This is a genomic window from Porphyrobacter sp. MBR-155 (assembly GCF_040547625.1).
In the GTDB taxonomy this organism is placed as follows: domain Bacteria; phylum Pseudomonadota; class Alphaproteobacteria; order Sphingomonadales; family Sphingomonadaceae; genus Erythrobacter.
Window position 1 is genome coordinate 143,468 of record NZ_JBEPQB010000006.1, and the last position, 20,270, is coordinate 163,737.

The following is a 20,270-nucleotide window of genomic DNA, read 5'->3' on the forward strand; positions in this document are numbered from 1 at the left end:
GCAAACTATTACTCAGCCGCCCGGCAAATTTTCCGGCACCTGTTGCTTCTATGCCTCTTCCATCTCCGCTTGCCGGCGATCACTCGCCGCGTCGAGCAGTGCCGCTTCGATATCGGCCAGCCGTTCGGGCGCTTTTACCTTTTCGCCAGTCAGATCGGTGACATAAAACGTATCCGCTGCCGCTTCGCCATAGGCGGTGATATGCGCCGAATGAACGATCAGGTTGGCCTTATACAGCGCATGGGCGAGGCGGTTGAGCAGCGCCGGACGGTCGCGCGCGGTCACTTCGATCACGGTGAAATTGTTCGACGCGTCATTATCGAACCCGACGCGCGGGGCGACATCGAAGGCGCGCGCGCGCGAATGGGCGAGCGGGCGCGCCGCCAGCTTGGGCACCAGTTCGATCCGGGCGAGCAGCGCGTCGCGGATACCCTTGGCGATGCGGTCCATCTGCGCGGCTTCGCGGAATGGCTGACCGTGCTGATCCTGCACCAGAAAATTGTCGAAAGCATAGCCGCTTTTGGCGGTGTGGATGCGCGCATCGATGATATTTGCGCCCGCCACGTGGATGCCGCCCGCCATGCGGTAGAACAGCCCCGGATGGTCAGCCGCGATCACGCTGACGCGGGTTGCACCGCGCGTCTCGTCAACCTCGCAGTGGATCGAAAGTTGTTCGCCCGCCGCGCGCGCGGCATCATATTGGGCAAGGTTGCTGGCGATGATGTCTTCGGGCTCGGCAATCCAGTAGGCATCGCCCAGTAGCGCACCCGCGCTGTCGACCAGATCATCGCGATCGCCCAGCAGCCGAGCGACCGCATCTTTCCGGGCGGCGACCCGCTGTTTGCGCCCGGTGCCCTTGTGGCCCAGCCGCAGGCGTTCCTGGGTGGCATCGTAAAGCTCACCCAAAAGCTGCGCTTTCCAGCTGTTCCAGGTGCCCGGCCCGACCGCGCGGATATCCACCGCGGTCAGGATCGCGAGATTGCGCAGCCGTTCAAGGCTTTGCACCTCGCCCGCGAAATCCTCGATCGTCTTGGGGTCGGTCAGATCGCGTTTCTGCGCGGTGCGGCTCATCAACAGGTGTTGCAGAACCAGCCAGGCGACCAGATCGGTTTCCTTCTGGTCGAGGCCAAAGCGCGGGCACAGCCGGTGCGCCACATCCGCCCCCAGCACCGAATGATCGCCGCCGCGCCCCTTGGCGATATCGTGCAGCAGCACCGCGACATACAGCGCCCGGCGCGAGGCGAGCTTGGGAAATTCGCGGGTGCCTCGCGGGTGATCGGCGGCGAGCAGCCCGCGTTCAATCTGGCTCAGCAGGCCGATCGCGCGGATGGTGTGTTCATCGACCGTGTAGTGGTGATACATATCGAACTGCATCTGCGCATTGACGCGCCCGAAATCGGGCACGAACCGGCCAAGCACCCCAGCCTCGTTCATCCAGCGCAGCGCAGGTTCGGGGTCTTTGCGTCCGGAAAGCAGGCTTAGGAACAGCGCATTGGCGCGCTTGTCACGGCGCACCTTGCCATCGATCAGCTTGGCATCGCGGCCAGCAAGTCGCATGGTTTCGGGGTGCACTTCCAGCCCTTCGGCCTCTGCCAGTTGAAACACTTCGACCAGCCGCACCGGGTCTTGTCGGAACCAGTCATCGCCCGGCGCGCGCAATCGCCCGCCGTCGACGACATAGCCCTTGAATGCGCGCTTGCGCTGTGTCCACCCGGCAAAGAACCCGGTGCGCGGGCGTTTTTTGGCGAACTCCTCGTCAAGATGGGCCAGGAACACGCCGGTCAGGCTGCCGACCCGTTTCACCTGCAGGAAGTAATACTGCATGAAGCGTTCGACCGCGCTTTTGCCGGGGCGATCAGCAAATTGCATCCGTTCAGCCACGGCGCGTTGCAGATCGAAGGTCAGGCGATCCTCAGCCCGGTCGGCAAGGATGTGCATATGGCAGCGCACCGCCAGCAGAAACCCTTCGGCCCGGCGGAAACTGCGATATTCGGATGCCGTCAGCAGCCCGACGTCGACCAGTTCGGCGGCACTGCCGACGCGGTGGACATATTTGCCGATCCAGTAGAGCGTTTGCAGGTCGCGCAGTGCGCCTTTGCCTTCCTTGATGTTGGGTTCGACGACATAGCGGCTGTCGCCCATCCGTTTGTGCCGCGCGTCGCGTTCGGCCAGTTTCTGGGTGAGAAACTGGCGCTCGCTGCCCTTGACGACCTCGCCCCAGAACCGCGTGCGCAGTTCTTCGTAAAGCACCTGATCGCCCCACACCAACCGCCCTTCGAGCAGCGCGGTGCAGATGGTGAGATCATCCTTCGCCATCCGCATCGTGTCGATCACCGTGCGGCTCGAATGGCCCACCTTTAGGCCCAGATCCCACAGCAGATACAGCATCGCCTCGATCACCTGTTCGCACCACGGCGAACGGCGCATCGGGGTGATGAAGGCGATGTCGATATCTGAATGCGGCGCCATTTCGGCGCGCCCGTATCCGCCCACCGCCAGAATCGCGAGCCGTTCAGCCGCAGTGCGATTGGGGACGGGGTAGAGATGCGTGGTGACGTGATCGTGGATCACCCGCAGCAGTTGATCGGTCAGGAAGGAATAGCCGCTGGTGACATCGTGCCCCGCCGATGGCGCTGCCGCCAGCCTGCGCACGAGTTCGGCGCGGCCATCGTCAAGCGCGCGGCGCAGCGCCTTGACGATATCGCCGCGCGCCCCCTCGCCGCCCGCCGCAAACAGCGCGGCGACCTGCTCTGCCAGGGCGCGCCGGTCAATGATCGCGCGCTGATCGGGGACACGCCGGGGCTTCATGCCAAGGCGCTCTGCATCAGCCCGCCGACCCGGCGTTTGGTAATGCGACCCGCACAGATCAGCGGATCAGGCCGTCGCCGTGGCATTGGTATAACGCGCCTTGACTGCGCGCTTGTCGATCTTCTGCGTGCCGAGCCGGGGTAGCGCCTCGTCAGTGATCCATATCTGATGTTCGAGCGGCACCTTGAACGGCGCGATCCGTTCGAGCAGGAAGGCGCGCAGCTGTCCGGGGGTGATCGCGGCATGACCATCCTTCATCCGGTATACCGCCGCCGGGACTTCGCCAAAGCGTTCATCGGGCAGGCCGAATACCGAACATTCGCCGACATCGTCATGCGCATAGATCGCGTCTTCCACCTCGATGCAGGTGATATTCTCGCCGCCGCGGATGATGATGTCTTTCTTTCGGTCAACAATGAACAGGTAGTCGTCTGCGTCGAGATAGCCCAGATCGCCGGTGCGGAAGAAGCCGTTGTCGGTAAAGGCCGCCGCGGTTGCTTCGTCATTCTTCCAGTATCCGCGGAAATTGGCGACCGATCGGATGCAGACCTCACCCACTTCACCATTGGCAAGTTCATTGCCCGCATCATCCAGAATGCGCAGATCGACCATCGGTTTTGACGGGCGCCCGGTTGAACCCGGCTTGGCGAGGTAATTTTCGTTGAAATTGCCGCAGCCGATGGCGTTGGTTTCTGTCAGACCATAACCGAGCAGCGGGAAGGCACCGGGGAAGGCTTCCTTGATCCGGGTGACGTGTTCAACCGGGCGCGGCGCACCGCCTGCGGCGAAGCTCTTGCACGCCGACAGGTCGTAATTTTCGCGGTCGGGGTGATTGGCAATTTCGTAGCTCATCAAAGGCACACCGACGAAATAGGACACCTTTTCCTCTGCCATCAGCCGGATCGCTAGCCCTGCGTCCCATTTCGGCATCAGCACCAGCTTGCGCCCGATCGCGAAGCTTTGCAGCATCAGCGGCACTTCGCCCGTCACGTGGAACAGCGGCACCGCGACCAGTGCGCAGGGCTGATCGCTCAACACGTCGCCCTGGCTTTCCAGATGCACCTTGGCCATCGCGCTTTGGCAGACATAGTTCATGATGGCGTTGACAACGCCGCGATGATCCGACCACGCGCCCTTCGATTTGCCGGTCGAACCCGAGGTGTAGAGGATGGTGGCCATGTCATCCGGGCCAAGCATGCCCAGCATCGCCATCGCCGCGCTGGTGCCTTCGGGCACGCGCCAGATCTGCGCAAGCCCTTGTGCGGGCTGATTGCTGTGAGTGAACAGCGCGAGCGCAGCCGGATGATCGCGCCCTTCAAGCCGTGCGGCGCGGCCTTCATCGGCCAGCACCAGTTTGCATTCGGCCAGATCGATTGCGTAGGCGAGCTCTTCTCCCGACGAAAAGCCATTGAGCAGCGTCGCGCAGCCGCCCGCCATGATGATCCCCATATAGGCGATGATCCAGTTGGCCGAATTGCGCGCGGCGATACCCACCCGGTCGCCCTTTTCGATCCCGTGATCGTGCACCAGACTTTCCGCCACGCAAGTGGCCGCCGCATAGGTATCGCCAAAGCTGAGCCGCACATCGCCATCGACGAGAAACAGTGCATCTTTGTGTTCATTGGAGAAATACGCAAAATAATGCGCCAGTGTCGGCGGAGCGGCGACGAAGGCAGGCATTTCCACGCCGTCGCGCACAAATGGCGCGGTGGCAAACGGCTGGCCCGGTGCGGTCAGGCCGGTAACGATCGCTTCAAGCGCATTGTCCAGTGGGGTGGGCATGCGGTGTCCTTCCTCTCTCATTTATAAACAAGTCCGGGCGCACATGGAGTGCGTCCCGGGCTGCGTGTCCCAAGCCTTGGTGGCAACCGAGCGCCCCTTCCCCTGCCCCGCGCGCTGTGCCAGAAGCGCCAACGCGGCAAGGGCCATGTCCGGCCCGCCGATACGACTTTCCATTGTCATTAAGAGGTTCGCCCCGTGCTGTCACTACTTGCCGTAAGCGGCGCTGCCGATCCGATCTACTGGGCAGAGCTGGGCCTGCGGCCGGGGATCGATCTGGGGTTTTTTACGCTGCGGTTCTATTCGCTGGCATACCTGATCGGGGTGATCTTTGCCTATTGGCACACATCAAAGATGCTCAAACAGCCCGGCGCACCGATGGCGCAGCGCCATGCCGATGATCTGTTTTTCTATTGCACGCTGGGGGTGATTATCGGCGGGCGGCTGGGCTATGCGGCGTTTTATACAGGGGGGGACACCGGCATCCCCAGCGCCTTCACGGATTTTTCGGGCGATGGTTTTGTCAGTTGGAAATTGCTGCGTTTGTGGGATGGCGGCATGGCGTTTCATGGCGGCCTGCTGGGCGTGGCGGCGGCGATGGCGTGGGTATCATGGCGCGACCGGCTGAATTTCATCCGGGTGGTGGATTATGTCGCGGTTGGCGTGCCGATGGGGATGCTGCTGGGGCGGCTCGCCAATTTCATCAATGGTGAACTGTGGGGGCGGGTGACCGACGTGCCCTGGGCGATGGTGTTCCCCGCCGCCGATGAACTGCCACGCCACCCCAGCCAATTGTATCAGGCCGGGCTGGAAGGGCTGGCGCTGCTGATCATCATGATGCTGCTGTTCTGGAAAACCCGCGCGCGCTATCGCCCCGGCCTGCTGGCGGGGGTATTCACACTCGGCATCGGAATGGCGCGCTTCGTTAACGAGTTTTTTCGTCAGCCTGATGCACAACTGGCTGACTTTGCCGCCCGGACCGGGCTATCGATGGGCCAATGGCTGACTATACCGCTGATACTGACTGGATTGATTGTCGTGTTCTTCGCGCTGCGGAACAAACCGCTGGCGAGCGGGGGCGTGCAACCGACCTGACCGCCGAGCCGGGGGCTGGCGGTGCGCGCGCGTGGAAAAGCGCGCTACGGCTGATCGATCCCGAGCCTGAGGCTGATCGCGAAGCGGCGCGCGCGGCGGCAGAAGCAGCCGCCCGCGCCAAGGCGGACGCCGAAGCCAAGGCGCTTGCCGAGCAGCAAGCCCGTGAGCAGGCCCAAGCCGAGGCGGAGGCCAAAGCAGCTGCCGAAGCGCAGGACAAGGCCCGCCGCGAAGCCAAGGCCAAGTTAGAAGCCGAGGCGCGCGCCCGCGCCGAACGCGAAGCACGCGAACGGGCCGACGCCGAAGCCAAGGCCAAGGCAGAAGCCAAGGCCAAGGCAGAAGCAAAAGCTAAGGCGGACGCTGAAGCCAAGGCTGCCGCCGAAGCCAAGGCTAAGGCAGAGGCCGAAGAAAAGGCACGCAAGGAAGCCGAAGCAAAGGCCAAAGCAGCGGCCAAAGCCAAGGCCGAGGCTGAAGAGCTAGCTCGCCGCAAGGCCGAAGCTGAGGCCAAGGCCGCCGCCGAGGAACAGGCTCGCCGCGAAGCCGAAGCGCGCAAACAAGCCGAAGCCGAAGCGCGCGCCAAAGCCAAGGCCGTCGCAGAAGCAAAAGACCGCGCGGCAGCCGAGGAGAAAGCGCGCCGCGCAGCCGCGGCGCGCGCTGAACGCGAGGCTCGCGAAAAGGCCGCTGCCGAAGCCAAGGCCGCTGCTGAAGCCAAGGCCAAGGCCAAAGCCAAGGCCGAAGCAGAAGCCAAGGCCAAGGCAGAAGCCGAAGAGCGTGCTCGTCTGGAAGCCGAAGCTGCCGAAGCCGCTGCCTTGGCCGCCGCCCAACAAGCCGCCACCGAAGAACAGGCCCGGCTCGAAGCCGAAGTCGCCGCGCGCGCCAATGTTGATGTCGGCAAGACCCTGCGCCGCCTGATCCGCGAAACCGGCCCGATCAGCCTTGCGCATTACATGGGCGAAAGCAACGCGCGCTATTATGCCAGCCGTGATCCGCTTGGCGATCAGGGTGATTTCATCACTGCGCCCGAAGTCACCCAGATGTTCGGTGAACTGGTCGGGCTATGGCTGGCGGATCTGTGGGTGCGGATGGGCAGCCGCAAACACATCCACTATGTCGAACTTGGCCCCGGTCGCGGCACGCTGGCGCGCGATGCGCTGAGCACGGCGGCGCGCTATGATTTCGTGCCGCAGGTGCATTTTGTCGAAACCTCGGCGACCTTGCGCAGGCTCCAGCGCGAGATATTTCCCGGCTGCCATCACCACCACGACCTTTCGACCTTGCCCGATGATGCCCCGCTGCTGGTTGTCGCCAACGAATTTTTTGATGCATTGCCGGTGCATCAACTGGTGCGCTCGGCCGACGGCTGGTTTGAACGGGTGGTCGGGCTGGAAGGCGACGCCTTCACCTTTGGCACAGGCAAGGAGCGGATGGATCACTTGGTGCCATCAGGCTGGGCGCGCGCCAGTCAGGGATCGATGATCGAAACCAGTCCGGCGGCCGTAGCGGTGATGGGCGAGCTTGCGCAGCGCCTGACCAATCAAGGCGGGGCGGCGCTGATTATCGATTATGGCCAGACCGAATTGCGCGCCGGATCGACCTTGCAAGCGCTCAAGGCGCATCAGAAGGTCGATGTCTTCGCGCATCCGGGTGATGCCGATATCACCGCGCATGTCGATTTCGAACTGCTCCAGCAGATCGCCCGTCAGCACGGCGCTGACGTGATGGGGGTGCAGATGCAGGGCGAATGGCTGCGACAGATGGGGATCGATACGCGGCTGGAAGCGCTCCAGCGGCGCAATCCCAAAGAGGCAGACAAGCTCAAACGTCAGCGTGATCGGCTGGTGGAATCAACCCATATGGGCACCTTGTTCAAAGTGCTCGGTATGTGCGGGCGGCGCTGGCCGTTCGGGGTGGGGTTTGAATAAGACCCTGATACTCGGCCTGCTCTAAAGACCCGCTTTTACCGCCAATTGTGCCGCCGCCGCCTTGGGCGTCATTTTCGCCGCATCCTCACGGTCAACCGCCAGATTGGCCTCGCGCATCGCCTCAACACTGATCGCGCCGATCAGCGGGGTTAGCGCGGCGATCACGCCTTGATCCTGCGCAATCCGGGGCGACAGCATCAGCATCGCGTCATAGCTCGGCAGCGCGCCCTTGGGATCGGCCAGCACCACCAGCCTGTCAGCCGTGATCCGCCCGTCAGAGGTATAGGCGCTGATCACATCCGCCTCGCCCGATTGTAGCGCATTATACATGAACGTCGGCGCGAAATTGCGCGTTCCGGCGAAGCGCAAGCCATAGGCATCGCGCACCGCGATCCATTCGGGCCGCTCGAAAAACTCCGGGTCGCCGCCCACCGTCAGACGCGGCGCGACGGCGACCAGGTCGGTGAGCGAGGCCACCCCCAATTCCGCCGCCCGATCTTCGCGCATGGCAAAAGCATAGGCGTTTTCAAACCCCAGACGGCCCAGCACCCTGACCCCGTTGGTGCGCCACTCCCATTCGCGGATGGTTTCATACATCGCCTCACGCCCCGGATTGTCCGCGCGTTTGAGGTAATTCGTCCAGACCGTGCCGGTGTAATCAACCGAGATATCGATGGCGGAGGACGCGACCGCAGAATGCACCACCGCGCTGCCCAGCCCGTCGCGATATTCGACCGCGTAACCCGCCGCCTCCAGCCGAGCGCCGATCAATTGGGCGAGGATATATTGTTCTGAAAACTGCTTGGACGCGATCACGATGCGGCGATCATCACTGCCCGCATTTTGCGCCCACAGCGCGGCGAGGATGCCCAGCATTACCACCGCCATCCCGCCAAAGGTCATCCAGCGCGAACGCCTGGCCAGCCCGACCTCGATCACCCACAGCAGGTTATCCGCCGCCAGCGCCAGCCCCGCGCTTGCCACACAGCCCGCCAGCACCAGCGCCCAGTTCTGGGTTTGCAGACCCGCGAAGATCGGATCGCCAAGGCTCGGCTGGCCGATGGTGGTGGCGAGAGTTGCTGCGCCAATCGTCCACACGCTCGCGGTGCGGATGCCCGCCATGATGAAGGGCGCGGATAGCGGCGCTTCGACCAGCGTCAGTTTCTGCCAGCGGGTCATGCCCACCCCGTCTGCCGCCTCCAGCACGCCGGGGTCGAGATTGGCCTGCGCCGTAACCGCGTTGCGCAGGATCGGCAGCAGCGCATAGAGCGTCAGCGCCATCAGCGCGGGCAGGAACCCCAGTGTCGGCAGGCCTTGACCGAACACCGCGCGCAAGCTGAGCAGCAGCGGGAAGAACAGCGCCAGCAGCGCCAGCGCGGGGATGGTTTGCACCAGACTCGCCAGCCCCAAGGTGATCCGCGCCACCACTGGCGAACGGCTGGCCCACACTGCCATCGGCAGCGCAATCAGCATGGCGAGGCCAATCGCGCTGGCCGAGAGCACCACGTGCGCGGCGAGCTTGTCACCCAGACCGGGGAGGATGTCCCAGATATCGCCCATCAGGCACCCCTATCCTTGGGGCCTTCCATCGCGGCGAGGCGTTCGGCCTGTTCGCGTGGGACAGCGACGAGACCCTGCGCCACGTCGCCGCCTTCCCCCGCCAGCAGCGCACGCGGGGTTTCATCGGCGACAATCCGCCCGCCATCCATCACCAGCACCCGGTCCGCCAGCAGCAAGGCCTCGGCCATGTCATGCGTCACCATCACCGTGGTGAGGCCCAGCGCCCCGTGCAATTCACGCACCTTGTTGCCGAGCGCCGCGCGGGTGACGGGATCAAGCGCGCCGAAGGGTTCATCCATGATCAACAGTTCCGGTTCCCCCGCCAGCGCCCGCGCCACCCCGACCCGCTGGCGCTGCCCGCCGCTGAGTTCATCGGGCATCCGGCACGCCATCGCGGGCTCGAGTTCGACCAGCTCCAGCAGTTCGGCGATCCGTTCAGGTGGCAGTTTCTCGCCCGCCAGCCTTGGCCCGATGGCAATGTTTTCGCCAACCGGGAAATGCGGGAACAGGCCCACCCCCTGAAACACATAACCGACCCGGCGGCGCAGGCGCGCAGGGTTGAGGGCGCTCACATCCTCGCCGCCGAACAGCACCCGGCCTTCGGTTGGCGCGACCAGCGTGTTGACCGTTTTGAGCAGCGTCGACTTGCCCGATCCCGATGCGCCCACCAATGCCACGAAACTGCCCGCCGCGATGTCGCAGGTAACGCCGCCGACCGCAGTGATATCGCCAAAGCGGCAGATCACACGATCAAACAGCAGAATGGGCGCGGCGGCAGTCATCGGCGCGGGGTTAGCGGTGATCAGGCGATTGTGCCAGCTTTGCCCGATTGGCCTTTGCAGCGCTGCTTGCTATGCGCATTGCCAGAACAATCATTACGCAGCCGGGAACAAATCATGCGCGCCACCCCCGATTTCGACTTCCAGCTTGGCGAGGCCGCCGAGATGATCCGCGACACCACCGCGCGCTTCGCCGATGAACAGATCGCGCCCTTGGCTGACCGCACCGACCGTGAAGACCGTTTCCCGCGCGAATTGTGGGAGCCGATGGGGGCATTGGGCCTGCACGGCATCACGGTTGAGGAAGAATGGGGCGGGCTGGGGCTGGGCTATCTCGAACACGTGATCGCGGTGGAAGAAGTCAGCCGCGCCAGCGCCAGCGTCGGCCTCAGCTACGGCGCGCATTCCAACCTCTGTTTGAACCAGATCCGCCGCTGGGGGAATGACGAGCAGAAGGCGAAATACCTGCCCAAGCTGATCTCTGGCGAACACGTCGGCAGCCTCGCCATGTCCGAAGCGGGCGCGGGGTCGGACGTGGTTTCGATGAAGCTGAAGGCCGAGGAAGTTCAGGGCGGGTATGTGCTCAACGGCACCAAGTTCTGGATCACCAACGCGCCCGAGGCCGATACGTTGGTGGTCTATGCCAAGACCGATGGCCACGCCGGATCGCGCGGCATCACCGCCTTCCTGATCGAAAAGGGCGACGAGGGTTTTGCTATCGGCCAGAAAATCAGCAAGGTCGGCATGAAAGGCTCGCCCACGGCAGAGCTGGTGTTCAGCGATTGCTTCATCCCCGAAGACCGCATCATGGGGCCGCTGAACGGCGGGGTCGGCGTGCTGATGAGCGGGCTGGATTACGAGCGCGTGGTTCTGGCCGGATTGCAGCTCGGGATCATGCAGGCCTGCCTCGACACGGTGATCCCCTACCTGCGCGAGAGGAAGCAGTTCGGGAAGCCGATTGGCTCGTTCCAGCTGATGCAGGCCAAGGTTGCCGACATGTATGTCGCCCTGCAATCGGCCCGTGCCTACACCTATGCGGTCGCCAAGGCGTGCGATGCGGGTCAGACGACGCGGTTCGATGCGGCGGGGGTGATTTTGCTCGCGAGCGAAAACGCCTTCAAGGTGGCTGCCGAGAGCGTGCAGGCGCTGGGTGGGGCAGGCTACACCACCGACTGGCCGGTGGAACGCTATATGCGCGACGCCAAGCTGCTCGACATCGGCGCGGGGACGAACGAGATCAGGCGAATGCTGATCGGGCGAGAATTGATTGGAGCAGCAGGATGAGCGACGACGACTACGTTTACGACGAAGCGAGCGGGGAGTGGATGGCTGCGTCCGAACTCGCCGCCAAGCGCGCCGCGGAGGACGCGGTCGAGGTGCGCGATGCAGTCGGCAACCTGCTCGCCGATGGCGATGCGGTGACGCTGATCAAGGACTTGGAGGTCAAGGGCGCGGGCCAGACGCTCAAGCAAGGCACCCTGATCAAATCGATCCGCCTGACCGGCGACGCGCAGGAAATCGACTGCAAATATCCCGGCATCAAGGGCCTTGTGCTGCGCGCCGAGTTTGTGCGGAAGCGGTGAGCGGAAGCCAAACCAAGCTTGTCACCCTGAACTTGTTTCAGGGCCCATCGCGCAAACTGGAACAGTTGTTGCGGGTGGAGAAATGGATGCTGAAACAAGTTCAGCATGACGGAGAAAATTCGACATGACCGCCCCCACCCTCACCACCAAACTCGACCGTGAAAGCCCCGAGGCGAAGGCCCGCTTCGCGCATAACCTCGCGCTGGCGCAGCAGCTTCGCGCCGCCGTGGCCGAAGCCGCGCTGGGCGGGCCGGAGAAGCATCGCGAGCGGCATATCTCGCGCGGCAAGCTGCTTCCCCGCGAGCGGGTGGAGCGGCTGCTTGACCCCGGTTCGCCGTTCCTCGAAATCGGGCAACTCGCGGCGAACGGGATGTATGAAGGTGACGTCAACGGCGCCTCGATCATCTGCGGGGTGGGGCGCGTGTCGGGCCGCCAGTGCATGATCGTGTGCAATGATGCGACCGTGAAGGGCGGCACCTACTACCCGATGACGGTCAAGAAACACCTGCGCGCGCAGGAGATTGCGCAGGAGAACCGCCTGCCGTGCATCTATCTGGTCGACAGCGGCGGGGCGAACCTGCCGCATCAGGCGGAGGTCTTTCCCGATCGCGACCACTTCGGGCGCATCTTCTTCAATCAGGCGAATATGTCGGCGCTGGGCATTCCGCAGATCGCCTGCGTGATGGGGAGCTGCACCGCAGGGGGCGCATACGTCCCCGCCATGTCGGACGAGAGCGTGATCGTGCGCAACCAAGGCACGATTTTCCTTGCCGGCCCGCCGCTGGTGAAGGCTGCGACGGGCGAGGAGATCAGTGCCGAGGATTTGGGCGGTGGCGATCTGCACGCCAAGAAATCGGGCGTGGTCGATCATTTGGCCGAGAATGACGAACACGCGCTCACCATCGTGCGCGATATAATCTCCCACTGCGCCCCCGCGCAGGCGGGGGCCTCCCGCGGGTTGCACGAGATCCCCGCCTCTGCGGGGATTCACCCCGGGATCAAAGACCCCCGCCCGCCAAAGTTCGACGCCGAAGACCTCTACGCCCTCATCCCCGATGATGTGCGCGCGCCCTATGACGTTAAGGAAGTGATCGCGCGGCTGGTCGACGGCAGCGAATTCCACGAGTTCAAGGCGCACTACGGATCGACGCTGGTGTGCGGCTTCGCCCATATCTGGGGGATGCCGGTCGCGATCCTTGCTAATAATGGCGTGCTGTTCAGCGAAAGCGCGGTCAAGGGCGCGCATTTCATCGAACTCGCCTGCCAGCGCCGCATTCCGCTGCTGTTCTTGCAGAATATCAGCGGCTTCATGGTCGGCGGGAGATACGAAGCGGAAGGCATTGCCAAGCACGGGGCGAAGCTGGTGACCGCCGTGGCCACCGCGACCGTACCGAAAGTCACCGTGGTGATCGGCGGCAGCTTTGGCGCGGGCAATTACGGGATGTGCGGGCGGGCCTATTCCCCGCGCTTCATGTTCACCTGGCCCAATGCGCGCATTTCGGTGATGGGCGGGGAGCAGGCGGCGAGCGTGCTGGCCACCGTCCACCGCGACGCCGACAGCTGGACCCCCGATGAAGCCGAGGCCTTCAAGGCCCCGATCCGCCAGAAATACGAAGACGAAGGCAACCCCTACTACGCCACCGCCCGCCTGTGGGACGACGGCGTGGTCGATCCGGTGCAAACGCGCGATGTACTGGGGCTTGCTTTTGCGGCGTGTCTTGAGGCACCAATTGCAGAAGCGCCCCGCTTTGGCGTGTTTAGGATGTGAGGTTTCCGCGTCCGCTCGTCACCAGCGCAAGGGAACCCGTTCCCCTTTCAAGCGCTGGTTCCATAAACAGCAACGGGAGGACAGCATATGGCACTCAACCCCAAGCAGACCGAATTGTGCGAAACAAACACGCATGATTTCACCGATCTCAGGGCGGTCTTCATCAACTGCACCCTAAAACGCGATGAGAATGCCTCGCATACCGGGCTTCTGATGCGTGTGGCGCAGCACATCATGGAGAAGAACGGGATCGCGGTCAGCACAGTCCATCCCGCTTCGTTGCGCATAGCCACCGGCGTGCAACCGGACATGACCGAGCATGGCTGGGAGCATGATGACTGGCCGCAGGTATGGGAAACAGTGGCGGCGGCCGACATCGTTGTTCTGGGCACGCCCATCTGGCTGGGCGAAGAAAGTTCACTGTGCCGTCTGGTTATTGAGCGTCTTTATGCCATGTCGGGAATGCTCAATGAAAAGGGGCAGAGCATTTATTACGGCAAGACAGGCGGCGCGGTGATTACGGGCAACGAGGACGGCATCAAGCATAGCGCGATGACAATCCTGTATGCGCTTCAACATCTCGGCTTTGTAATTCCGCCGCAGGCCGATTGTGGCTGGATCGGCGAGGCAGGGCCTGGCCCCTCTTATGGTGATAAAATCGGAGACGAAACGATCGGCTTCGACAACGATTTCACCCAACGCAACACGACAATTATGACTTGGAATCTGATGCATCTGGCCCGGATGATGAAAAATGCAGGCGGCATTCCCAACCACGGCAACAATCGCAAGGCATGGGAGGCGGGCTGCCGCGCGGATTTCGAAAATCCCGAACACCGCGCATAAGCGGCGAAAGGCAAGCCGTCAGTCGCTTGAATACCTCTCGCATTCCGCAACGTAACTGTTAGTCAGAAACGCTAGCGAAGAGGGGTCAGGCACTTGCTACACGACGAAATCCGCAAGGTCGGCTGGCTATCGCGCATTGTGCGCCGGATCATTCTCGTGATCTATCACCTAAGAGGCTGGAAGATCGACGGCGGCCTGCCCCGCCACCTGAAAAAATACGTGATCGCGGGCGCGCCGCATACTTCCAACTGGGATTTCGTGTTCTTCACCGGCGCGACACACGAAGAAGGTATCAAGCCCAACTTCATGGGCAAGCACACGCTGTTCACCGGCATCATGCGCAACTTCATGCTCGACATGGGCGGCATCCCGATTGATCGCCGCAAAAGCACCAACGCCACCCAGCAGGTTGCGGCCGAATTCGCCGCCCGCGATGAACTGGCGCTGGTGATCGCGGTCGAAGGCACCCGCAAATCGGACGGCAAGTGGAAATCCGGCTTCTACCACATCGCGCGCGCGGCCAATGTCCCGATCGTCCCCGCCTTTGCCGATAATGCCAACCTGATCGTCAGTTTCGGCCCGCCAATGTTGCCGACCGGCAATTATGGCGAGGACTTGCTGAAAATCGCCGAGTGGTTCCGCGCAAAGCTGCCCGATTACGAGCGGTTCAAAGTGCTTGAACAGCAGGCGCGCGATATTATCGCGGGCAAAAACGATGTTTGAACTGCCGGAAACCGCGCTAATCGACCAACCGCCCTGTTTCGCCGCACAAATGGCAAGTCGCGCCCTTTAAGCCTGCGTCCGCTTCGCCTATGTTGCATCCCAGCAAAGGAGGCGCGCTGACCCATGGCTCTCAACCCCACCCTACGCGAGGAAGAGCGTGAGCGGATTGCGCGCCATGTGCTCGATCTGGTGAAAGAGCGCGGATCAGAGATTCCGTGGACTATCGCCATGGCCGAAAGCGGGCTGACCCGCGCACGGTTCGAAGCCCTGTTTGCCGATTATGACGATCTGTTCGATGCGATCGCGCAGACTTGGCTCGCCCCGCATATGGCGGTGATGGAGGAGGTGCTGGCAAGCAATCTCCCGCCGCCGCGCAAGATGTTCGAATTCTTCCGCCGCCGCTTCACCATCTCGCAGGCGCGGTTCCGCGAAGACCCCGAACATTTCACCATTCTGTGCGAAATGGGCGCGGCCAATTTTGAAAAGGTGCGTTCCTATGTCGATCTGGCCGATCACTACCTGTGCGAGCTGATTGCAGAAGCCCAGGCCGAAGGGTTCTTTGCGGGGCTGGAAATTGATGAGGCGCTGTCGCTGATCAACCAGATGATGTCCAACTACACCCTGCCCGATGCGCTGATCTATCTCGGTGAGAAGCTGACCGAGCAGAAACTCGCACGAATCGTCGACACGATGTTTATCGGATTATCGGGCGAGACTGGCCCGGATGCTTCGGGTGTCAACACGCTGAAAGTGGCGTCGTTCTGAAAGCGCCCTAGTCCCGGCGGAACTGCAGCACATTGGCGGGCAGTTTGCGCGGCGGCGGACGCAGGCGCTGTTCGGCGAGCGCATATTTGAGCGCCGCGCCCACCATCAGCGCCGATACCAGCAGGATCGCCGCCGCCCAGAACCAGTGAGGCAGGCCCATTTCCGCAGCGATTTGTCCGGTGTCTGACAGTATCGATTGCCCCTCGATCACGGCCTGTTCGGTGAACAGGTAATGGAAATCGCGCAGCATGCTCATCGCCCCCAGCACACCTAAGAATTGCAGGGTAAAGCGCACGAACCCAGGCGATGCGCGCCATGCAACCAGCACCAACACCGCCGCCACCAGCGGCAGCATGGTATAACCGACTGGCGACCGCACCCAGATCGCCACGCTCGCCAGAATCGCCGCCGCCGATAACCACAGCACGGGGCGCCACAGCCGCGGATGCGCGCTGGCGACGATCAGCAGGGCTCCGACCGCGCTCGGCGCCAATGGCCCGCCTGCCGCAATTGCGGCGAGCGTGAAGCGCGAGGCATCAGCCGCGACCTGGCTCTGCGCGACGCCCGAGCCGCTGGCAAAGATCATCAATTGCTGAAATTGCTGCCCCAGCGCCAGCGCAGTCAGCCCATGGCCCATTTCGTGAAACCAGGTTGTCAGGATGGCGAAGGGATAGATCAGATAGGTGCCAAATGGCAGCGCAGGCAGCATCACCACCACCAGTCCGGCCAGCACCAGCCGACCGACCGCTTCACCCTGACTGCCGGGGGTAACAAGCGATCGCATCGGCCTCAGCCAGCCTCGGCAGGCGCGGGCCCTGCGTCCTTGTCTTCGGCATCCGGAACCCGCCCGGTCACATCGACCGTGATCCGCAGCGCTTCCTCGTCCTCGTCACGCTGTTCGCGCAGGATCGACCAGCTGGCCAGAAACAGTCCGGCCACCAGCGGGCCTAGGACAATTCCCGAAAAACCCGCCATGCTGATCCCACCCAGAGTCGTGATGAGGACGATCCAGTCAGGAATACCAGTGTCGCGCCCGACCAGTATCGGGCGCAGCACATTATCGGCCGAGGAGATGATGAAGAACCCGGTCAGCAGCACGAACAGGCCCTGCCAGTAATCACCGATCAACAGCAGGTATAGTCCCGCCGGCAACCACACCGCGCCCGATCCGATCACCGGAACCAGCGCAAAAATCGCCATGATCACCCCGAACAACAGCGCCGATGGCACGCCCGCAATCATCAGCGTGATCGTGCCGAGTGCGCCCTGCACCAACGCCACCACGCCGGTGCCCTTGATCGTCGCGCGCACGATCCCGAGGAATCGTTCAGCCAGACGTTCGGCAATGCTGCGCTCAACCGGGATCGCCCGCATCACCGTGCGTCCGATCCGCTCGCCATCGCGCAGCAGGAAATACATCACATAAAGCGCAACGCCGAACGACAGGAGGAAGCCGAGCGCGCCGCTGCCGATCGAAACCGCCTGACTGGCAATCATCCCGGCGCTTTCGCTGAGCAATTCCTGTATCCGCGTCTGGACATTCGCCATGTCGGCCCAGCCGCTGCGGTCGATCGCTTCCTGCGCGGTTGACGGCAGCGCGCCGTAAACAGAATTGAACAGCGCGGCCAGATCCACCGGTTGCTGCTGCAAGGCGGCGACCAGTCTGATCGCTTGCTGCGCCACCAGCGCGGCGATCCACAGCGCGGGAACCATCACGACGAAGAAAATCACCAGCAGCGATACCCCCGCCGCCGGATTGCGCCGCCCCCCCATTCGCCGCAGGATATTGCGATATAGCGGCTGGAACATGATCGCTGCCAGCCCCGCCCACAATAGCGGCTGGGCAAACGGCAAGATGATGACCGCCATCAACAGGCTGACCACCGCAAGGATTATCAGGAAGCTTGCGTGCTGCAATTCCTCGGTGCGGTGCGGCTGTTGATTCATGGCCTTCGGTTCGTTCCCTGTAAGTGCCTAAACGTCGAGGTTCGCCACGTTGAGCGCATTATCCTGAATGAATTCGCGGCGCGGTTCGACGACGTCACCCATCAACCGGGTGAAGATTTCGTCGGTGACATCGGCATCCTCGACCTTGACCTGCAACAGCGCGCGGTTGTCGGGATCGAGCGTGGTTTCCCATAATTGTTCCGCGTTCATCTCGCCCAGCCCCTTATAGCGGCTGATCGAAAGGCCCTTGCGACCGGCGGCGAAGATCGCATCGAGCAGCTGCGTCGGGCGGCTGATCGAACCGTCAAACGTGGCGGCAGGCGCGGGGGCGGCTTCCTCAGCCTCTCCGGCCAGCGGATCATCGCTGGCGGGCGCCGCTTCCGGCTCGTCAGCGGCGGCATCGCCTGCGCGCACCAGTTGGACGGGCGAGGCGTAGGCATCGGCCTGCGCCGCGGCGAGCCCGTGGAGCTTGTGGGCCTCGGTGCTGGACAGGAACCGCGCGTCGATTTCGTGCACATCAGTGACCCCGCGCCACAGGCGTTCGAAAATCACCGAGCCATCGTCGCGTAGCGATGCGCTCCACCGGGCTTCACGGTCGCCTGCACCCAGTCGTCCGGCGGCACGGGCTAGTGCCGCAGTCAGCGCCTCTCCCGCCAATCCGGGTTCGAGCGCGCCGACCAGCGCCATCTGTTCGACAATTCCGCTATCATAACGGCGCGGCACGAAGGTCAGCAGGTTCTTCAATCGCAGCGCCTGATCCACCAGCGTGCGCAAATCCGCCCCGCCGCGTGCGCCGTCTGCGGTTTCCAGCACCCGGCCTTGCAGTCCGGCATCGACCAGATAGCGATCGAGCGCAGGCTGATCCTTCAGGTAAACCTCGCTACGCCCCTTGGCGACCTTGAACAGCGGCGGCTGGGCGATGAACAGGTGCCCGGCGCGGATGATATCGGGCATCTGGCGGTGGAAGAAGGTGAGCAGCAGCGTGCGGATATGCGCGCCATCGACGTCAGCGTCGGTCATGATCACGATCTTGTGATAGCGCAGCTTTTCCAGATTGAATTCATCGCGGATGCCGGTGCCCATCGCCTGGATCAGCGTGCCGACTTCCTTGGACGAAATGATCCGGTCAAACCGCGCGCGTTCGACATTCAGGATCTTGCCCTTCAATGGCAGGATCGCCTGCGTTTTGCGGTCACGGCCCTGTTTGGCGCTGCCACCGGCAGAATCGCCTTCGACCAGGAACAGTTCGGACTTGGCGGGATCGCGTTCCTGACAATCGGCCAGCTTGCCGGGCAGGCTGGCGATGCTCATCGCGCCCTTGCGGCTCATTTCGCGGGCGCGGCGGGCGGCTTCGCGCGCGGCGGCGGCGTCGATCACTTTCTGGATGATCGAGCGCGCATCGGCCGGATTTTCCTCCAGCCATTCGCTCATCTTCTCACCCATCAGCGCTTCCAGCGGCTGGCGCACTTCGGAGGAGACGAGTTTATCCTTGGTCTGGCTGCCAAATTTGGGATCGGGCAGTTTCACGCTGACAATCGCGGTCAGGCCTTCGCGCATATCCTCACCCGACAGGCTGACCTTCTCCTTCTTCAACATCCCCGAACGCTCTGCATAATTATTGAGCGTGCGGGTCAGCGCGGCGCGGAACGCGGCTAAGTGCGTGCCGCCGTCGCGCTGCGGGATGTTGTTGGTGAAGGCGAGCACGTTTTCGTAATAGGAATCGTTCCATTCCAAGGCGACATCGATCCCGATGCCGTCTTTTTCCGCCGAGACCGAAATCGGTTCGGGGATCAGTGCCTGCTTGTTGCGGTCAAGATATTTGACGAAAGCCGCGATCCCGCCTTCGTAATAAAGATCATGTTCGAGCACGTCCTCGTGGCGCAGATCGCGCAGCTTGATCCGCACGCCCGAATTGAGGAACGCCAATTCGCGGTAACGGTGTTCGAGCTTTTCGAAATCGTACTCGGTAACGTTCTTGAAGGTGTCGTGGCTGGCCTTGAAGGTGACGCGGGTGCCTTTTTTGAGGCCATTGTCATCGCCATTGCTGGCAACCGGCGGCGCATCGCCGGTGACCACCAGCGGGGCGACCGCATCGCCATGTTCAAACCGCATCCAGTGCGACTTGCCTTCGCGCCAGATCACCAGTTCGAGCCATTCGGATAGCGCGTTGACCACCGACACGCCGACGCCGTGGAGGCCGCCGGAAACCTTGTAGGCATTGTCGTCAGAGGTGTTTTCAAACTTGCCGCCGGCGTGCAGCTGGGTCATGATGACTTCGGCGGCAGACACGCCTTCTTCGGTGTGCATCCCGGTAGGAATACCGCGCCCGTTATCTTCGACAGACACCGAACCATCGGGGTTCAGTTCGATCAGCACGAGGTCACAATGGCCTGCCAGCGCCTCGTCAATCGCGTTGTCGCTGACTTCGAACACCATGTGGTGCAGGCCGCTGCCATCGTCGGTATCGCCGATATACATGCCGGGGCGCTTGCGCACTGCGTCAAGGCCCTTGAGGACCTTGATCGAATCCGCGCCGTAGTCACCCATTTGCTTCTGGTTCATAGGTGTGCTGGCGGGACTGTCGGGAGGGGTTTCGCTCATACCGATCATATAGGCACGAGGGGGCCATTCCGGAAGCCGCAGTGGCCGCTTTCATCCACAGGCGAATTCGTTATGACAGCCTCGAAGTTATCAGGGA

At 62.8% G+C, this 20,270-nt stretch carries 15 protein-coding genes; 8 read left to right on the forward strand and 7 right to left on the reverse strand.

The genetic code is table 11. From position 1 onward, the window contains the following. Positions 1-48: 48 nt before the first annotated feature. Positions 49-2,808 (reverse strand): [protein-PII] uridylyltransferase, encoded by a 2,760-nt coding sequence (locus ABIE62_RS08465; RefSeq protein ID WP_354325170.1) that lies wholly within the window; start codon positions 2,806-2,808, stop codon positions 49-51. Positions 2,809-2,874: 66 nt separating this feature from the next. Then, complete coding sequence (locus ABIE62_RS08470) at positions 2,875-4,590, reverse strand: class I adenylate-forming enzyme family protein (RefSeq protein WP_354325171.1); 1,716 nt, start codon at positions 4,588-4,590, stop codon at positions 2,875-2,877. Positions 4,591-4,785: 195 nt separating this feature from the next. Here ABIE62_RS08470 and lgt point away from each other — a divergent pair, with 195 nt between their 5' ends. Together lgt and ABIE62_RS08480 are read left to right on the forward strand one after the other, a co-directional pair. Continuing rightward, positions 4,786-5,682: a prolipoprotein diacylglyceryl transferase gene (gene lgt, locus ABIE62_RS08475; RefSeq protein WP_354325172.1), complete on the forward strand. Its 897-nt coding sequence runs from the start codon at positions 4,786-4,788 to the stop codon at positions 5,680-5,682. Beyond that, on the forward strand, positions 5,586-7,601 hold the full coding sequence (locus ABIE62_RS08480) for a class I SAM-dependent methyltransferase (RefSeq protein ID WP_354325173.1): 2,016 nt from the start codon (positions 5,586-5,588) through the stop codon (positions 7,599-7,601). Before lgt ends, ABIE62_RS08480 begins: the two co-directional genes overlap by 97 nt. Before the next feature lie 21 nt (positions 7,602-7,622). On the opposite strand, the gene ABIE62_RS08485 is transcribed toward ABIE62_RS08480, so the two are convergent. Further along, positions 7,623-9,161 carry an ABC transporter permease/substrate-binding protein gene (locus ABIE62_RS08485; protein WP_354325176.1) on the reverse strand — a complete coding sequence of 513 codons (1,539 nt, stop codon included), beginning with the start codon at positions 9,159-9,161 and terminating at the stop codon, positions 7,623-7,625. Beyond that, positions 9,161-9,943 (reverse strand): ATP-binding cassette domain-containing protein, encoded by a 783-nt coding sequence (locus ABIE62_RS08490; protein ID WP_354325177.1) that lies wholly within the window; start codon positions 9,941-9,943, stop codon positions 9,161-9,163. Before ABIE62_RS08490 ends, ABIE62_RS08485 begins: the two co-directional genes overlap by 1 nt. Positions 9,944-10,057: 114 nt before the next feature. Here ABIE62_RS08490 and ABIE62_RS08495 point away from each other — a divergent pair, with 114 nt between their 5' ends. From ABIE62_RS08495 to ABIE62_RS08520, 6 genes are all read left to right on the forward strand, one after another. Continuing rightward, on the forward strand, positions 10,058-11,224 hold the full coding sequence (locus ABIE62_RS08495; RefSeq protein WP_354325179.1) for an isovaleryl-CoA dehydrogenase: 1,167 nt from the start codon (positions 10,058-10,060) through the stop codon (positions 11,222-11,224). Beyond that, entirely contained in the window at positions 11,221-11,523 is a 303-nt protein-coding gene (locus ABIE62_RS08500; RefSeq protein WP_354325181.1) for an alkylphosphonate utilization protein, read from the forward strand. Before ABIE62_RS08495 ends, ABIE62_RS08500 begins: the two co-directional genes overlap by 4 nt. A 124-nt stretch (positions 11,524-11,647) precedes the next feature. Continuing rightward, complete coding sequence (locus ABIE62_RS08505; protein ID WP_354325183.1) at positions 11,648-13,291, forward strand: carboxyl transferase domain-containing protein; 1,644 nt, start codon at positions 11,648-11,650, stop codon at positions 13,289-13,291. Between the two features lie 87 nt (positions 13,292-13,378). Then, positions 13,379-14,137: a flavodoxin family protein gene (locus ABIE62_RS08510; RefSeq protein WP_354325185.1), complete on the forward strand. Its 759-nt coding sequence runs from the start codon at positions 13,379-13,381 to the stop codon at positions 14,135-14,137. A gap of 93 nt (positions 14,138-14,230) precedes the next feature. After that, positions 14,231-14,860 carry a lysophospholipid acyltransferase family protein gene (locus ABIE62_RS08515; protein ID WP_354325186.1) on the forward strand — a complete coding sequence of 210 codons (630 nt, stop codon included), beginning with the start codon at positions 14,231-14,233 and terminating at the stop codon, positions 14,858-14,860. A gap of 123 nt (positions 14,861-14,983) precedes the next feature. Further along, the gene (locus ABIE62_RS08520; RefSeq protein WP_354325187.1) at positions 14,984-15,625 is read left to right on the forward strand and encodes a hypothetical protein; all 642 of its coding nucleotides are present in this window, start codon (positions 14,984-14,986) and stop codon (positions 15,623-15,625) included. Between the two features lie 7 nt (positions 15,626-15,632). Here the strand turns inward: ABIE62_RS08520 and ABIE62_RS08525 are convergent, their stop codons facing one another. The 3 genes from ABIE62_RS08525 to gyrB are packed head-to-tail and all read right to left on the reverse strand — an operon-like array spanning position 15,633 to position 20,173. Continuing rightward, positions 15,633-16,409: a M50 family metallopeptidase gene (locus tag ABIE62_RS08525; RefSeq protein ID WP_354325188.1), complete on the reverse strand. Its 777-nt coding sequence runs from the start codon at positions 16,407-16,409 to the stop codon at positions 15,633-15,635. A 5-nt stretch (positions 16,410-16,414) separates the two neighbouring features. Continuing rightward, complete coding sequence (locus ABIE62_RS08530) at positions 16,415-17,572, reverse strand: AI-2E family transporter (RefSeq protein WP_354325189.1); 1,158 nt, start codon at positions 17,570-17,572, stop codon at positions 16,415-16,417. 27 nt (positions 17,573-17,599) lie between these two features. Next, the gene (gene gyrB, locus ABIE62_RS08535; RefSeq protein WP_454184725.1) at positions 17,600-20,173 is read right to left on the reverse strand and encodes a DNA topoisomerase (ATP-hydrolyzing) subunit B; all 2,574 of its coding nucleotides are present in this window, start codon (positions 20,171-20,173) and stop codon (positions 17,600-17,602) included. Positions 20,174-20,270: the final 97 nt, after the last annotated feature.

Coding starts and splice junctions, on each gene's coding strand:
- ABIE62_RS08465 (WP_354325170.1), bottom strand. CDS start 2,808: ATGAAGCCCCGGCGTGTCCCCGATCAGCGCGCGATCATTGACCGGCGC.
- ABIE62_RS08470 (WP_354325171.1), bottom strand. CDS start 4,590: ATGCCCACCCCACTGGACAATGCGCTTGAAGCGATCGTTACCGGCCTG.
- ABIE62_RS08480 (WP_354325173.1), top strand. CDS start 5,586: ATGGCTGACTATACCGCTGATACTGACTGGATTGATTGTCGTGTTCTT.
- ABIE62_RS08485 (WP_354325176.1), bottom strand. CDS start 9,161: ATGGGCGATATCTGGGACATCCTCCCCGGTCTGGGTGACAAGCTCGCC.
- ABIE62_RS08490 (WP_354325177.1), bottom strand. CDS start 9,943: ATGACTGCCGCCGCGCCCATTCTGCTGTTTGATCGTGTGATCTGCCGC.
- ABIE62_RS08495 (WP_354325179.1), top strand. CDS start 10,058: ATGCGCGCCACCCCCGATTTCGACTTCCAGCTTGGCGAGGCCGCCGAG.
- ABIE62_RS08500 (WP_354325181.1), top strand. CDS start 11,221: ATGAGCGACGACGACTACGTTTACGACGAAGCGAGCGGGGAGTGGATG.
- ABIE62_RS08505 (WP_354325183.1), top strand. CDS start 11,648: ATGACCGCCCCCACCCTCACCACCAAACTCGACCGTGAAAGCCCCGAG.
- ABIE62_RS08510 (WP_354325185.1), top strand. CDS start 13,379: ATGGCACTCAACCCCAAGCAGACCGAATTGTGCGAAACAAACACGCAT.
- ABIE62_RS08520 (WP_354325187.1), top strand. CDS start 14,984: ATGGCTCTCAACCCCACCCTACGCGAGGAAGAGCGTGAGCGGATTGCG.
- ABIE62_RS08525 (WP_354325188.1), bottom strand. CDS start 16,409: ATGCGATCGCTTGTTACCCCCGGCAGTCAGGGTGAAGCGGTCGGTCGG.
- ABIE62_RS08530 (WP_354325189.1), bottom strand. CDS start 17,572: ATGAATCAACAGCCGCACCGCACCGAGGAATTGCAGCACGCAAGCTTC.
- gyrB (WP_454184725.1), bottom strand. CDS start 20,173: ATGAGCGAAACCCCTCCCGACAGTCCCGCCAGCACACCTATGAACCAG.